The sequence below is a fragment of the Sulfurimonas sp. genome, from assembly GCF_027056685.1.
In the GTDB taxonomy this organism is placed as follows: domain Bacteria; phylum Campylobacterota; class Campylobacteria; order Campylobacterales; family Sulfurimonadaceae; genus Sulfurimonas.
The window spans coordinates 22,188-37,034 of sequence record NZ_JALUKE010000068.1; the positions used below are offsets into that span (position 1 = coordinate 22,188).

Consider the following 14,847-nt stretch of genomic DNA (forward strand, 5'->3'; position numbering starts at 1 on the left):
ATGCGTATTATTTTTTTACTATTTCTTTTTTTACTTACTCTTTATGCAAAAAGTACAGATAGCTGTTATACTGTACAATTGCAAAGTGCTCTTTACTCTCCCAGTAGCCTTAGTCAACTAGAGAAAAAAAGATTCCCTACTGAATGTACGCTAATGCGTATTTCAAATACACTCACAGTAAGATGTGGATGCTTTAATCATATAAAAGAAGCAGCAAAAGGATTACCAAAGTATAAATCAAAATATAAATATGCCTATATAGCTACAAGTTATAAATATAGATTTAATAAAAAAGCGATAAACAAAGCAAATCTCACACAACCATCACATAGTGCATATAGCAGCAATGAAGAGCTAAAACTGATGCTACAAGCATTTTTATACTCCAATGATTTACCACATGCATACCAGACTGCAAAATTAGGCTATAAAAAACATCCTAATTCATACTACTGGAACCAAAAAATGGCTGAAGTTTGTAGATGGAGCGGTAAAACTACTGAGTCTATAAAATATATGAAATTTATGTACCATACAAAACATAATCCAAAAGTTGCCAATAACATCATAAATCTTGCATTACAAGATTACCAGTATGAATCTATAAAAAATCTTACAAGAGAAGAGGTAAAGCGAAATCCTTCAAAAAAAAATATAGATAGAATGGTCTATATCTATTCACAAATAGGTGAGCCAGAAGCAGCTGCACAATTTTTAGAAAATCTTTACACAAAAGATAAACAACATCCTCAATATCTCGATAAAGCACTGCAGATTTATATGAATATGTCTGATTTGGATGCAGCAGGTAAAATCATATCTATTATTGAGACAAACAAGCTTTATACTCTTAACAATGTAAAACTTATCTCTTATTATTACTACTCTAAACGCAGCGTTTCTAAATCTTTTGAGGTTCTTGAAGAGATTAAAAATCCTAATAAATATGACAAGCAGTATTTAAAATTAAAAAGTGATTTGGGTTGGTATTTAGAAAAATTTGCACCGGCAGCAAATGCATCTTTAGAGCTTATCAAACACAAAGAGGGCAGACTCGTTGATTATGAGAGAGTTATAGCGTTTAACAGAACGAAAAATAAAACTTTAGCTGGTAAAATGGCATTAAAGGCATATAATAAATTTCATCTCTCGTATCTTTTTTACCTCTTTGCAAATAAGTTGATACAAGAAAATGATATGCAAACATTGCAAACAGAGATACTGAGCATAGATAAACAAGCAAATTCTCAACTTCTTAATGATCCAAATTATTGGTTTATTAAAGCAAAACTTTATCATTATGAAAAAAAGAATTTCCTAGCAAAAAATGCAATAGAACAAGCAGTTTTACGAAAACCAAACTCTTTGCAAGTAAAATTTACCGCTATCAATCTCTACCAAGAGTATGGCATGTTTAATGCCTTACGCCAAGAGTTAATCAAACTCAACACAGATACTACATTACCACATGAGTTTTATTTTCCAATGGCATCTTTTTCTTTTGCAATAAATGATATTAATCTTGCAAATTACTATGTTCAAAAGCTCATTCAAGAGAAAAATCAGATTATCAATACGACAGAGTTTAAATTCTTACAAGCAGACATCTACAATATTAGAAATAATCACAATGCTTATCTAACTATGCTCCATACTATAGTTGCACAACTAGATAAAGACGCAGTACTAGATCCAGAAATTAAAAAAGATGATATGTATCTCTACAATCTACTCAGAGCAAAAATGAGTCTACTTACTTCTGACGATTTTATACAAAAGCTTAAACAAGCAAAACCCTACCTTACACAAGCACATTATGATGATTTAGCTTACTCTTTAGCACTTAAGAATGGTAGTTTAGAAAAAGCACACTCTATCTACCTTCGTACAAAAAATAGAGCTATATGGCTTCAGTTTTCTGATGCTCTTAATCAACAAAATCATACAAAAATTGAAAATCTTCTTAGTGCATATCTCTATAGTATATCTAGCGGTGATGCTTCGTATGCAGCAGAACTTGATGGACAAATTGCACTAGCACAGAGTATGAGTTACAAAACACTGGCACACAATGATGATAATCAAAATGCCTATATATCTCTGCTTGGACTTGTCAAAAAACGCGCAGATCTTACCTCTATTAAGAGTGCCTATTACCTACGCGACCCGCTTCTTAGAAAATATATAGCAATTAAGAACTCAAATTATATTAATGATAGTTACTACTTACTTAGTAACCTCAACTACTACCGCAATAGCGACTTAGATAAAAATTTACTTAGAGAAGTTCCTGATGATACTCTTGAGCTTAATCTTGGTTTGAAAAAGCTGTTTGACAAAGGTATGCTTACCTTTATAGCGGGATATGCAAATAGTATGGATAGCTATTTTGTGTATTCTCTCTTTGGCAAATATCAGCTTACAAAAGAGTTGAATGTTGGTGGGGGATACTACAAAAATGTGAGAACAGATGAGTCAACACAGCTACTTCTTGGTGGTAAAAAAGATAAAATCGAACTCAAAGCAAATTATGCAATTTTAAATTCCACAGATTTAGATATTTTATACGAATACAATCGCTACAACTCGCAAGATGATGTTTATCTCGGTAATGGTGAATATGTAAGAGTAAACCTTGGACACCAAATTCGTAATGGATACCCAGATATGAGACTCTCTCTTTTTAGTGATGGCGCTATTTACAATGAAACTTCTGGTAAAAAAGGAGTTATAGATAAACTCCAAGCACCACGCTCACAAGTTTTACCAAACAATTTTATGAATTTAGGTGTTGATTTTGCCTATGGTATGCAAAACAGTGACATTTATACAAGAGTTTGGAGACCATACTTTGAAGTAAGTAGCTACTACAACACAGACATTGCTGCGTTTAGTTATGGTTTTAATGCTGGCTATGGAGGAAAAGTTTACTCACAAGACCATCTCGTCATCGGTACAAGTTACACAAACTCTGTAAATGGTATTGGAGGCAGTATTTTTGAACTCTTTTTAAATTACAAATTTCTCTATGCACCTAGATAGGATTATCCTATCTTAATGTGTCTTATATCCATTAGGGTTATTTGACTGCCATCTCCATATATCTGCACACATTTCATCAATACCACGCGTAGCTTCCCAACCTAAGCTCTCTTTTGCATAACTTGGGTCTGCATAACATTTTGCAATATCCCCTGCGCGTCTTGGAGCAATCTCATAGGGTACTTTTTTTCCAGAAGCTTTCTCAAATGCCTTGACCATATCTAACACGGAGTAGCCATTTCCCGTTCCAAGATTTACAGTAAGAACATCATCTAAAGCATCTATTTTATTGAGTGCTTTTACATGCCCTTGTGCTAAATCAACAACATGAATATAATCTCTTACACCAGTTCCATCATGAGTGTCATAATCCCCACCAAAGACACTTAACTTCGCTCTTTTACCAACAGCAGTTTGCGAAATAAAGGGCATAAGATTATTTGGAATACCATTTGGATCTTCACCAATAGTGCCAGATTTATGTGCACCAACTGGATTAAAATAACGAAGTAGTACAATTTTCCACTCATTGTCTGAGACAAAAACATCGCGTAAAATCTCTTCTATAAAGAGTTTACTACGCCCATAAGGATTTGTAGCACTCAGAGGAAAATCCTCTTTTATAGGCGTTGTTGCAGGGTCACCATAAACCGTAGCAGAAGAGCTAAATACTATCTTTTTACAGCTATTCTTTTGCATCACTTCACCAAGTATTACTGTTCCAGAGACATTATTGTCATAATACTCTAAAGGTTTTTGCACAGATTCACCAACAGCTTTAAGTCCTGCAAAGTGAATTACTGAGTCTATTTTATAAGTATCAAAAACATTTTGTAAAGCATCTCTATCACGAATATCACCCTCTACAAATTTTACCTCTTTACCTATAATTTTCTCTACTCTTTTTAAGCTCTCTTTTGAAGCGTTACAAAGATTGTCATACACCACAAAATCAAATCCGGCAGCATCTAGCTCCACACATGTGTGCGAACCAATATATCCAGCGCCTCCTGTTACAAGTACCATTTTCTCTCCCTTTATTTATTTCGCTTATACAGCCACATTCATAGCTAATTGTGCCATCTTTTGCATATATACTGCCACATCACCATCTACTTCAAGCACTTTTTTTAACTCATTTATAAAGTACTCTTTTGTTCTCTCATCTGCGATGTTAAAAGTATAAAGTACCCACTCTGTATTGAGCATAATTTTCTCACCATTTTTCTCTACTTCAAATGCTCTATAGAGATTTATATCAGTAGTAGCAAGGAGGGCTAAAACCTCTTTATAAAAATCATTAACATCCCTCTTTACTAAAGAAGCTAACTCGGCTTGCTTTATTTTAGCATCAACATCATTAAAATCTTCGCGTCCAAAAATAAGAGCATCTCCGATGATAAGCTGTTCACCTAAAAAATAGGCACTTTTTTTCTCGCTCAAAGCATTTGCATCAGCATAAATCACATGCTCTTTTATACTTTCAAGCTCATCTATTAAAATAGAACTAAAAAAGGTGTAGAGTGTATTCGCCGCCATCTCAAGTTCTATCTCTTTTACCTCTTGCGTTTGTGCGTCTATTGTGAGTGCTTTCATTAAAATTCATCCAAAAGTATTACATTTACATAAGTCCCAGCTTCGAGAAACTTATCATCTTCTCCAGCTACCATAAGAGCAGAATTATCAAGCATATTGACTAAAATTGCCGAGCTTCCCACCTTTTTACCCTCAAAGTTAATGTAGTATTCACCATCTTCTACCACAACATTACAAGCAGTAAACTCAGTAAATCGGCTGCGTTTTTTAAAATCACTTTGCAGTTTTGCAGCAACCATTTTATAGGGTGCATCTTTTGCTAGCATTTTGGCAATAAGTGGAAGTACATACAAAATTGCAGTAACAGTTGAAGAGTAAGCAAATCCAGGAAGGGCAATTATAAATTTATTTTCACGCTGTGCTACAAGAATATGACGACCAGGTTTGATGCCGACACCTTTATAGACTATTTGAGCCCCTAAACGAGGAATAATATCTTTTACAAAATCATAATCCCCTACACTTACTCCGCCGGTACTTACAACTATATCTGCTGATTCAAGTGCATTCTCAAAAGTATGCATAATAGCATCTCTATCATCAGGAGCAGTTCCAAGTTGTACCGGCTCTGCACCAGCTGATTCAAAAAGGGCTGCTAGTGTGTAGTTGTTTGAACTTCTAATCTGTGCTGGATTATCAGAGTTTTCACCCAAATCAAGTATTTCACTTCCTGTTGCTATCACTGCTACGCGAGGGCGAAGCGCTACTTTTACCATTACCTTGTTTAACCCTGCCATTACACCAATTTCAGCAAAACCAATCTTTGTACCTTTTTTAATAAGCACTTCACCAGCTCTGTAACCTTCACCAATAGGACGGACTGCGTTTGCAAGTTCTACCATTTCATTGATGATAATTTTTCCATCTTCAAAAGTTACATTTTCTATCTGAATTAAAGTATCAGCACCTGCTGGCATCATGGAACCTGTAAAAGTTTTAATACACTCATTTGCTTGAAGCTCTCTTGTTTCGTCATGTCCTGCAGGATTATCACCAAGAACTACAAACTCTTTGCCCTCTTCTAAATCTTCATATCTTACTGCATACCCATCCATAGACGCAGTAGGAAACTGAGGGTCATTAAACTCTGCTGCTATGTCCTCAGCGAGTACACGTCCAAGAGAATCACTCAATGGCACTCTCTCAAAGCGTACTGCGTTTACACAAAGTAAATCCAACATATTTTGACTTGTCTCATACGAAATAAAATCTACACCCGTTATACTCATGATTTTGCTCCTAAAATTCCGCTACCTTTAATAGCAGTTGATCTCTTCTTTGCATAAACTCTTTTGCCATCTATCAAATCATATTTCCAGATGGGAGCACTTGCCTTAAAATCTTCAACAAATGCATCAATAAACTCCAGAGCAACCCTGCGTTTAGGAGAGAAAACTGCTGCAATATAAGAAGATTCATGAAGCATTACATCCCCACGAGAGTGTGCCATTTTTATTACGGCACCCCTCTCCTTTGCTTTTGTCTGCCACGCTTCAAACCAAGAGTTTAAAATCGGCTCATAAATGTCAAAACTAAGCCCATCTATGCCATCTTCACTACGCACAGTTCCCACAAACGGAATATATGCACCGTAATTACTTTGAGCTTCGGCTTCATACCACTCTTTTAAAAGTTTAGGCACATCTAATGAACCATTATAAAGACTAAGCATCACTCAACCTCCACATACAGGTGGTAAAAGTGAAATTTTATCCCCATCTTTAAGTGGACACTCGAGCGATGCAACAAGTGTGTCATTCACTGCTACTGCACAACTCTCTAACCACTCATTTACCTCTTCATCTTTTTGTAAAATTGCTGCTAATTCATTTAAGTCTGCTATCTCTAGCTCTAATGCTTCTTTTTGTATTGGTCCTAAAAATTCTACTTTTACCACAAGAACATCCTATTTATTTATTAAAACAATTATATCTAAGATAAGTTAAGTGCTGTATAATTGCAGTATGATTTTTGGAAAAATAGAATACCTTAACCTCCTCCCTTTTCATGTCTTCATGAAACGCTTTACAAAAAACTCCCAACAAAAACTTACTATGGAGTACAAAAAGAATGTTCCTGCAAAGGTAAATAGAGACTTTTTACGCAAAAGTGTTGATGCTGCGTTTATATCAAGCATTAAAGCAAAAAAGCAAAAGCATCTGAATTTAGGCATTATTGCAAAGAAAAATGTACGAAGTGTATTGGTAATTCCAAGCAAAGAGTCAAAGTCTGATGTAGAGTCTGCCTCTTCTAATCTTTTAGCAAATATATTAAATATTCAAGGTGAAGTTCTTATTGGAGATAAAGCACTAAGATATGCCCTTAAAAACAGTGATTACATAGATTTAGCAGAAGTATGGCATGAAAAATATAATTTACCTTTTGTATTTGCACTTTTATGTTATCACAAAGATAAAAGATTATATAAAAAAATAGAAAAAGAGTTTTTAAAAAGAGAGGTTAAAATTCCGCAATACCTCTTAAAAGAGGCATCTAAACGGACAAGTGTAGAGACAAAAGAGATACAAAACTACCTCAAACTTATCTCATACAAAGTAGATTATAAAGCACAAAAAGCACTTAAAAAATTCTACAAAGAGGAAAAAGCGTTACGCTTTTCCATCTAAGTGAGCTGCAAGTCTTTCAAGTTTTGCTTTATAAGCATCTAAATCAAACTCTTTTACGCGAGAAACACCATCTTCAACAGCAGCCTGTGCAACAGCAGAAGCAACATATACAAGAACGCGTCTATCAAATGGTGAAGGAATGATATATTCAGTTCCAAACTCCATATTTTCACGACCATGTGCTTTTTTAACGCTATCAGGAACTGTCTCTTTTGCAAGTGAAGCCAATGCGCGTGACGCTGCCATTTTCATATTTTCTGTAATTTTTGTAGCACGAACATCTAAAGCACCACGGAAAATTTGAGGGAAACCAAGAACATTATTTACTTGATTTGCATAATCACTTCTACCAGTACCGATGATAACATCTGAGCGAACCTCTTTTGCAAGTGGTGGTTTGATTTCAGGATTCGGATTTGCACAAGCAAAAATAATTGGGTTTTTATCACTCATTGTTGCTACCCATTCAGGTTTGATTAAATCAGGGCCAGAGAGTCCAAGAACCATATCTGCACCTTTCATAGCATCTTCAAGAGTTCTATCTGGAGTATCAAAAGCAAACATCTGTTTTTGTTTGTTCAAATCATCTCTACCACTATGAATTACACCTTTAGAGTCAAGCATAGTAATGTTTTTTACACCAAGTGTTTTGTACATACTAGCACATGCAATTCCAGAAGCTCCAGCACCAATAACTACAACTTTTAAATCCTCAGCTTTTTTGCCTGTCATATCAAGAACATTTATAAGACCCGCTGTTGTAATAACTGCCGTTCCATGTTGATCATCATGAAATACTGGAACATTACAAATCTCTTTAAGTCTATCTTCAATCTCAAAACATCTAGGAGCTGAAATATCTTCAAGATTAATTCCACCAAAACTATCAGCCATAGCCGCTACAATTTTAATAATCTCTTCAGTATCTTTAGTATTAAGCTCAATATCAACTGCATCTACATTTGCAAATGATTTAAAAAGAACACCCTTTCCTTCCATAACAGGTTTTCCAGCTAAATGACCGATGTCACCAAGACCAAGAACAGCAGTCCCATCACTAACAACTGCAACAAGATTTCCCTTATTTGTATACTCATATGCTAAATCAGCATCTTTTTCTATTTCAAGACATGGATACGCAACACCTGGGCTATATGCCATAGATAGTTCATCTTCTGTATTACATGGTTTTGTAAGTAGCGTCCCCGTTTTCCCGTTTGTATCAAATTCACTTTGTGCTTTGTGATACTCTAATGATGCCTTTTCAAATGCCAAATTATCTCCCATATTTATTCCTTATTTTGATTAATAGGTACATTATATAATATTTTTTATAAATAGCTAAATTTTATGTAAGAAAATAACACAATTTCCTTTAGGGTTGTAATAAATACCCATTGAATTTTTTCGAGAGACAAAAACACCTCGTCCATTAAACTTTAATGAGTTTCTAAAAATCTCACTAAGTATCTGTGTATCAAAACCATCTCCCTCATCAGCTATTTTAGTAACAATATACTCTGATTCTAACTCTTTGAGTTTAAATATTTGGACTGAAATCTTTTTTTGAGACTCTTTTTCAAGTTTTTGTAGAGATTCAAAGTAAATATCTTCTTCAAGATACCTATGTTTTGTACGAGAATCCAAGCCTAAATTACCATGTTCATAAGCATTCATAAAAAGCTCACTAAAAACAAGACCTGCCCTATAAGCTATCTTAGTATCTACTTGTAAATTTTTCCAAATTTCTTCATACCAAACATTTGCTGCTTCAACTGCATCAAGCGTAGTTGCAAAAAGCTTTTTTTCTAAAAGTGTCTCTTCTCTCAAATCCAAACTATTAATAAATATAAGAGTTAGATCATCCTCTTGCTCTGTTATTTTTGCAAAAAACTTCTCTTTAAACTCCTCTCTTGAAAAAGAAAATTTAAAATCCTCTTCTATAAACGCAGCGTAGGTTATACCATGAGTATTAGTCTGATTTTCAACAACACCATCGCTATAAAAAAGGTATTTATCTATATCTTTAACATCTCTTCTATCTATGTTATAGCTACTTTGCCATTTACTCATAGGTGTATTGTTTGATTTTATTTTAATAATGTTCTCATTTTTATCTTGGAATAAAAAAGGAGGCATCGCAAATTTTGCATACTCTAACTCTTTGAAATAGGTATCAAAACAAATATAGTCTATAGCCAAAGCCTCTTCATCAAGTAAAATTGGCTGAATGTATGCCATTGATTCTTGAATAAGCAAGTCAAGAGAAAAACTCTCATGTTCAAGCATTTTATCTACTAGATGATTTATAAAAGTTGTCATAATAACAGCGGTAAAAGAGGCAGATATTCCTTTGCCCATGCCATCAACAATCAAATAAAAAGTTTTATGTTCATTAATGCGTCTAGCGCTATATGCATCACCACTTAACACATCAAGAGGCTTATAAATAAAATCTACTAAAGAAGTAGCCTTTACATCTATAAGTTGGTAGTAAAAATCATTTCGCAAAATATTAAGCTCTTTTTTAAAAGCCAATTCAGACTGATATGAAGAGTATGCTTCACTCTTTTCTAGCTGTTTATACCTCTGGAGTGTCATTAAATTTTAAATTTACTCAAAGCATTTTGTAGCGTTTTAGCATCATTGGTCAGTGCATCTACCGCTGCTTCTACTGTAGTACGCAGTTTACTGTTTTTAGAAGCCACTTCTACTATTTCATCCATTGTTTCTATCAATGTTTTTGTTTTTGTTGCGATGAAGACACTCTGATGCATTACCTCAGTTGATTTGTCTTTTGTAGAGCGTAAATTCTCTTTTGTCTCATTAGAAGAGACAATAAGCTCTTGCGCTGATGCTGAAATAGTGTCCATACTCTGTGAAGTAGTATCAGTCTCTTCAGCTATTTCAACAACATTTTGAGTGATAAGATTTACATTCGCACTGATTTCACTTAAACTTTTTTGTGTACGCTCTGCAAGCTTTCTTACCTCATCTGCAACAACAGCAAAACCTCTACCATGTTCACCTGCACGGGCTGCTTCTATGGCTGCGTTTAGCGCAAGTAGATTTGTCTGATCTGCAATATCAGAGATAATTGCAAGCACATCTTTAATATTTTTTGCCTGTTCTGTTAAAGATGCCACTTTTTCTACAAGATTTTGCTGCTGCTCGCTACCATCTTCAATGGAAGAGACAACTGAACCAAGTTTTACAATAAAACCATCAAGCACATTAAATGTAGTATCTAAATCTTCAGTAACAGTAATAGTAGAATCTTCTACAATATCTAATTTTTCACCTATCTCTGCAACTAAACCATTTACAGCGCTAATGCCATTCTCTTCTTGCTTGCTATTTGTTGCCAAAGTATCTACAACTTTTTCTAGTTTAGCACTCTCGCGTGTATTTGCATTTGCCACATCTTGTGCTTCATAAACAGTCTCTTTAAAGGCAATTATCATAACATGTAGAGCTTTTGAAATCTGTGCTATTTCATCATTTCCTTCAACAACAACACTACAAGAGAGATCAAGTTCACTAGAGATACAGTGAATTTTATCAAGAGAACTTCGTACACTTTTATTTATACCTCGAGAAATTATCATAATGATAATAAAAATCGCAATGGCAAACAGTATATACCCCACAAGTGTTATAAGTGTATCCATTTCATATTGTGATTCTACTGCTGCTAAAAGTTTATCATTTTGTTTTGCAAGAGTATCATCAACTTTTTTCAAAAGATTTATTTTTTTTGTGATTGTTTTAAACCATACAACACTATCCACACCAAAATCAGATTGTCGCGATTTTGCTATGCTTCGCATTCTATCCACTTGCGCTACAACAGGAGAGTCCATTGTTTTTTTATACATACGAACTGCATCATCACTCGCGATACTTTTAAAAGCATCAATATAAGCATTTTGCTGCGCAAGAAGTGTAATAAACTTGGCATACATACCACTACCAAACTTATCGGATGCAAAAGTAGCACTTAAAACAGCACGCTCTATCCCTGCTCTCTCTTTAGATTTTAAAAAGTTGGTATAAGCACTCAAAGCTTTAACAAGTTCAGGAGTGTTTGCAAGTTTTGCTGTAAGAGAGACCACATCTAAAATGTTTTTATTAACACCACTATAATATTTTACTTCATTTTTTACAGAAATTTTAAAACTATTTACCTCTGCTCTGACACTACTTAGTTTGTCCATTCCAGATACTATTAATCTAATACTTTTTTGTAGCTTACTTGGGTACTCAGATAAATTTAAAGTAGTAATATAAGCCTTTAAATTACTATATCGTGCATCTGTCAGCTTTCTCTGTTTTGGCAAAATATCACCAAATTTTTTCCCATGAGAGCCAAGATACCCAGCACTTGCTCCTCTCTCTTTTTGTGTTTCATGAATGACTAAAGAGAGTTTTTGAGACAATACATTAAGCTCTTTTGCCTGATTGATTACTACTTCTTTGTTATAAGCTGTAACAACTGTTGCAATAATAATCACAAGCGCAAAAGAGACAACAATGCCCGTTATAAGATTTAATTTGCCTTTAATAGTCATTATCTCTCCCTACTTACACGAAATAGTTGCACAAGATTAATTTCATCAAAGAGCTCATAAAGATTTGTATCTCCTACTCTGATTTGAATATCAATATTGTCCTTTTGCACCAATTTTGTTAAATATCCAATAACGGATGATGTAATAGAGATAGAATCTTTAATAATGATAGTTACATTTTTTGAACTAGCTACTACTTTCTCAAGCGTATCTTTTATTGTCTGATAATCTCCAATAGTTTTAATATTACCAGTAATTGTTACGCTGTTTCCTGATGTTACAATGTCCATTTTTCAACCTTTATTTTCGTTATACTAACATAGACGAACTTAAGATTTTATTGCTTGTAGCCACTCCTTCATCTTCTTTTCATACCCGATCTCTTTAAGTTCCACGAACTGTAACGGCTCACTCAAATACTCTTGCTTGACATATCCTCCAAAATCATGTGGATAAAGATAGCCCTCATTTTGCTGTGAAATATTTTTTGGAATTTCAAGAATTTTTCCATCTCGTACACTTTGCAGTGCTTTGTTAATTGCCAAATATGCTGCGTTTGACTTTGGTGAAGCACAAAGATAGATGACAGCTTGAGCTAAGATTATTCTCGCTTCTGGGTAGCCTATTTTACTAACACTTGTTAGTGTAGAGGTTGTTAGTGTAAGGGCTTGTGGGTTTGCATTTCCTACATCTTCACTTGCTAAAATCACCAAACGCCTAGCAATAAACTCAGCACTCTCACCACCCTCAATTAATCGAGCAAGATAGTAAATAGCAGAATCAGCATCACTTCCACGAATAGACTTAATCATCGCAGAAGCCAAATCATAATGTACCCCTGCTTCAGAGCTTCCAGCCTGCAGAGCATTTGGACGAAGAGATTTTAAAAGTGCAAGTGTTATAGTGTTCGCTGCGTTTGAAGCAAACTCTAAAAGCTTTAACATAGCACGAGCATCGCCACCACTACTTAAAACAAGGTACTCTTTTGCATCATTTTCTATCGCTATGTCACCCTTTAATATTGCACGCAGAAGTAGATTATGTAAACTCTCATTTGAGATAGGTTTTAGTTCAAAAAGCATAGAGCGAGAACGGATGGCAGATGTTAGAGAAAAGAAAGGGTTTTCAGTTGAAGCACCTATAACTAACACGGAGTTGTTTTCCATAACAGGAAGCAGAACCTCTTGCTGATTTTTGGAGAGACGATGCACTTCATCTATAAATATAAGTGGTTTTTGTAGGGCATTTTTGTACTGTTCAAATATTTTTCGTAGCTGTTCTATTTTGAGAGAAGTTGCGTTTAGCTCATAAAAAGGGAGTTGCATACTCTTGGCAATAACTCTTGCCAATGATGTCTTTCCCACACCAGCAGGTCCATAAAAAAAGCTATGCCCCAGTGCCTCTTTTTCACAGAGTAAACGCAGCGGCATCCCCTCTTGCACCAAATGCTCTTGACCTACAATATCATCAAAACCAGCAGGGCGTAAAAGATGTGTAAAGTCCACTTTTTAATCTTTGTCTTGGTATCTTTGTTCTTCTTTTATTCGCCTTTTTTCCGTTTTTAAAAATTTATATAAAGCAGAGTATTCACTGCGAGTGAGGTATCTTGTTTTTCCTGTTGGAAGGTTATTTAACTCTATTTCAGCAAAACTAAGACGCTTTAAGTCGGCAACTTCTGCTCCAAAATGGGCAAAAAAACGGCGAAGCTCACGGTTTTGTCCCTCTTTGAGTGCTACTTTTAGTATGGAGTAATCAGGTCGATTTTTTTGAACTTTATACCCAATAAAAGGCTTAATCTCCATAGATTTAATGCGAGAGTGAGAGTGTGCACCAGCACTAGCATCTTCAAGGTAAATACCATTAAGCATTGCATCTTCCATATCTGGTGTTACTTCACCTTTAATTTTTATTTTATAAATTCTCTCTAAATCAGACTCCATCAAAGCAGTAGCCACATGAGAAGCATCTGTTAAAAGAAGCAAACCCTCTGAAGCAAAGTCAAGACGACCAACAGAGATAAAGTGCTTAAACTCTTTAGAGAGTGAGTCATAAATTGTTCTTCTGCCTTTTGGATCAGACTTTGTAACAAGTTCCCCTTTTGGTTTATTGTAAACAATTACTGTGTACTTTTCTTGAGGAGAGACCTGCTTACCACTAATGTAAACTATGTCTGTTCCCTCTTCAATCTGCGTTGCAGGATTCTCTTGTATTTCACCATTTACACGGACATAGCCATCTTGAATGGCACGGTCTGCTTCACGGCGTGAGTAGGTTGAGTAGTGTGCTATATATTTATTTAATCGCATCATTTTATGAAATTCCTTTTTCAATCAGCGTATGAATATGGAGGACGCCTTGTATCTTTTTATTTTTGTCAGTTATGACTAAAAGTTGTATTTTTTTCTCTTCTATTAAAACAAGTGCATCTGAAGCCAGCATATCTGCATCATCTATACTCATAGGATTTTTTGTTGCATATTTAAGCACTTCATCTTCAAGTGAAAAATCTTTACTAAGTAGTGCACGGCGAACATCCCCATCACTTAAAAGTGCTGTTAATTTGTCATCTTTATCTCTAATAAGTACAGTACCAAGACGACCCTCACCTATTTGTAAAATGGCATCTTTCATCTTTGCATTTTGCGAAATAATAGGTAAGTGCTGTGTTTGCATTAAGTTTTTTACTTTAATAAAAAGCTGTTTACCAAGTGCACCACCTGGGTGAAAAGAGGCAAAGTCACTCTTTTGAAAATCGCGTGCACGCATAAGACAAACTGCCAATGCATCACCAAGAGCTAGAGTAAGTGTAGTAGAACTTGTAGGTGCAATATTAAGAGGACAAGCCTCTTTTTCTATCTCTACTTTTATAACTACATCGCTGTATCTGCCAAGGGTAGAGTTAGTATCTTTTGTCATCCCAATAAGTGGTGTACCAAAGCGTTTAATGTGTGGCAGGATTGAGCCTAACTCTTCACTTTCACCAGAATAACTAATGGCAATAACAACATCAT

General features: G+C 34.9%; 14 protein-coding genes. 2 read left to right on the forward strand and 12 right to left on the reverse strand.

Annotated elements, in window-relative coordinates; all coding sequences use genetic code 11:
• The gene (locus MVY38_RS03100) at window positions 1–3,042 is read left to right on the forward strand and encodes a tetratricopeptide repeat protein (RefSeq protein WP_297483508.1); all 3,042 of its coding nucleotides are present in this window, start codon (window positions 1–3) and stop codon (window positions 3,040–3,042) included.
• A 12-nt stretch (window positions 3,043–3,054) separates the two neighbouring features.
• Here MVY38_RS03100 and galE read toward each other — a convergent pair whose 3' ends face one another.
• Genes galE through MVY38_RS03125 form a run of 5 tightly spaced genes read right to left on the reverse strand, consistent with a single transcriptional unit; the run spans window position 3,055 to window position 6,535 of the window.
• On the reverse strand, window positions 3,055–4,068 hold the full coding sequence (gene galE / locus MVY38_RS03105) for a UDP-glucose 4-epimerase GalE (protein WP_297483510.1): 1,014 nt from the start codon (window positions 4,066–4,068) through the stop codon (window positions 3,055–3,057).
• A gap of 24 nt (window positions 4,069–4,092) precedes the next feature.
• Entirely contained in the window at window positions 4,093–4,638 is a 546-nt protein-coding gene (locus MVY38_RS03110) for a hypothetical protein (RefSeq protein ID WP_297483512.1), read from the reverse strand.
• Complete coding sequence (gene glp / locus MVY38_RS03115) at window positions 4,638–5,867, reverse strand: gephyrin-like molybdotransferase Glp (RefSeq protein WP_297483514.1); 1,230 nt, start codon at window positions 5,865–5,867, stop codon at window positions 4,638–4,640. The genes MVY38_RS03110 and glp overlap by 1 nt, the downstream gene beginning before the upstream one ends.
• Window positions 5,864–6,310, reverse strand: coding sequence for a molybdenum cofactor biosynthesis protein MoaE (locus tag MVY38_RS03120; protein WP_297483517.1), 447 nt, complete (start codon window positions 6,308–6,310; stop codon window positions 5,864–5,866). The genes glp and MVY38_RS03120 overlap by 4 nt, the downstream gene beginning before the upstream one ends.
• A gap of 3 nt (window positions 6,311–6,313) precedes the next feature.
• Window positions 6,314–6,535 (reverse strand): MoaD/ThiS family protein, encoded by a 222-nt coding sequence (locus MVY38_RS03125; RefSeq protein ID WP_297483519.1) that lies wholly within the window; start codon window positions 6,533–6,535, stop codon window positions 6,314–6,316.
• A 67-nt stretch (window positions 6,536–6,602) separates the two neighbouring features.
• Here MVY38_RS03125 and MVY38_RS03130 point away from each other — a divergent pair, with 67 nt between their 5' ends.
• The gene (locus MVY38_RS03130; protein ID WP_297483521.1) at window positions 6,603–7,265 is read left to right on the forward strand and encodes an MqnA/MqnD/SBP family protein; all 663 of its coding nucleotides are present in this window, start codon (window positions 6,603–6,605) and stop codon (window positions 7,263–7,265) included.
• On the opposite strand, the gene MVY38_RS03135 is transcribed toward MVY38_RS03130, so the two are convergent.
• The 7 genes from MVY38_RS03135 to MVY38_RS03165 all read right to left on the reverse strand — a co-directional run.
• Window positions 7,248–8,552, reverse strand: coding sequence for a malic enzyme-like NAD(P)-binding protein (locus tag MVY38_RS03135; protein WP_297432562.1), 1,305 nt, complete (start codon window positions 8,550–8,552; stop codon window positions 7,248–7,250). The genes MVY38_RS03130 and MVY38_RS03135 overlap by 18 nt on opposite strands.
• 54 nt (window positions 8,553–8,606) lie before the next feature.
• Window positions 8,607–9,866, reverse strand: coding sequence for a SpoIIE family protein phosphatase (locus MVY38_RS03140; protein ID WP_297483523.1), 1,260 nt, complete (start codon window positions 9,864–9,866; stop codon window positions 8,607–8,609).
• Window positions 9,866–11,836 carry a methyl-accepting chemotaxis protein gene (locus MVY38_RS03145; protein ID WP_297483525.1) on the reverse strand — a complete coding sequence of 657 codons (1,971 nt, stop codon included), beginning with the start codon at window positions 11,834–11,836 and terminating at the stop codon, window positions 9,866–9,868. The genes MVY38_RS03140 and MVY38_RS03145 overlap by 1 nt, the downstream gene beginning before the upstream one ends.
• The gene (locus tag MVY38_RS03150) at window positions 11,836–12,126 is read right to left on the reverse strand and encodes a hypothetical protein (protein WP_297483527.1); all 291 of its coding nucleotides are present in this window, start codon (window positions 12,124–12,126) and stop codon (window positions 11,836–11,838) included. The genes MVY38_RS03145 and MVY38_RS03150 overlap by 1 nt, the downstream gene beginning before the upstream one ends.
• A gap of 39 nt (window positions 12,127–12,165) precedes the next feature.
• On the reverse strand, window positions 12,166–13,341 hold the full coding sequence (locus MVY38_RS03155) for a replication-associated recombination protein A (RefSeq protein WP_297483529.1): 1,176 nt from the start codon (window positions 13,339–13,341) through the stop codon (window positions 12,166–12,168).
• A 3-nt stretch (window positions 13,342–13,344) separates the two neighbouring features.
• On the reverse strand, window positions 13,345–14,145 hold the full coding sequence (locus MVY38_RS03160; protein ID WP_297483531.1) for a pseudouridine synthase: 801 nt from the start codon (window positions 14,143–14,145) through the stop codon (window positions 13,345–13,347).
• A gap of 1 nt (window position 14,146) precedes the next feature.
• A partial coding sequence (locus tag MVY38_RS03165) for a KpsF/GutQ family sugar-phosphate isomerase (protein ID WP_297483532.1) occupies window positions 14,147–14,847 on the reverse strand: 701 nt, incomplete at its 5' end.

Excerpts from the sequence above, each read along its gene's own strand:
- MVY38_RS03100 (WP_297483508.1), top strand. The coding sequence starts at position 1 with ATGCGTATTATTTTTTTACTATTTCTTTTTTTACTTACTCTTTATGCA.
- MVY38_RS03135 (WP_297432562.1), bottom strand. The coding sequence starts at position 8,552 with ATGGGAGATAATTTGGCATTTGAAAAGGCATCATTAGAGTATCACAAA.
- MVY38_RS03110 (WP_297483512.1), bottom strand. The coding sequence starts at position 4,638 with ATGAAAGCACTCACAATAGACGCACAAACGCAAGAGGTAAAAGAGATA.
- MVY38_RS03150 (WP_297483527.1), bottom strand. The coding sequence starts at position 12,126 with ATGGACATTGTAACATCAGGAAACAGCGTAACAATTACTGGTAATATT.
- MVY38_RS03145 (WP_297483525.1), bottom strand. The coding sequence starts at position 11,836 with ATGACTATTAAAGGCAAATTAAATCTTATAACGGGCATTGTTGTCTCT.
- MVY38_RS03140 (WP_297483523.1), bottom strand. The coding sequence starts at position 9,866 with ATGACACTCCAGAGGTATAAACAGCTAGAAAAGAGTGAAGCATACTCT.
- MVY38_RS03120 (WP_297483517.1), bottom strand. The coding sequence starts at position 6,310 with ATGCTTAGTCTTTATAATGGTTCATTAGATGTGCCTAAACTTTTAAAA.
- MVY38_RS03160 (WP_297483531.1), bottom strand. The coding sequence starts at position 14,145 with ATGATGCGATTAAATAAATATATAGCACACTACTCAACCTACTCACGC.
- MVY38_RS03130 (WP_297483521.1), top strand. The coding sequence starts at position 6,603 with ATGATTTTTGGAAAAATAGAATACCTTAACCTCCTCCCTTTTCATGTC.
- glp (WP_297483514.1), bottom strand. The coding sequence starts at position 5,867 with ATGAGTATAACGGGTGTAGATTTTATTTCGTATGAGACAAGTCAAAAT.
- galE (WP_297483510.1), bottom strand. The coding sequence starts at position 4,068 with ATGGTACTTGTAACAGGAGGCGCTGGATATATTGGTTCGCACACATGT.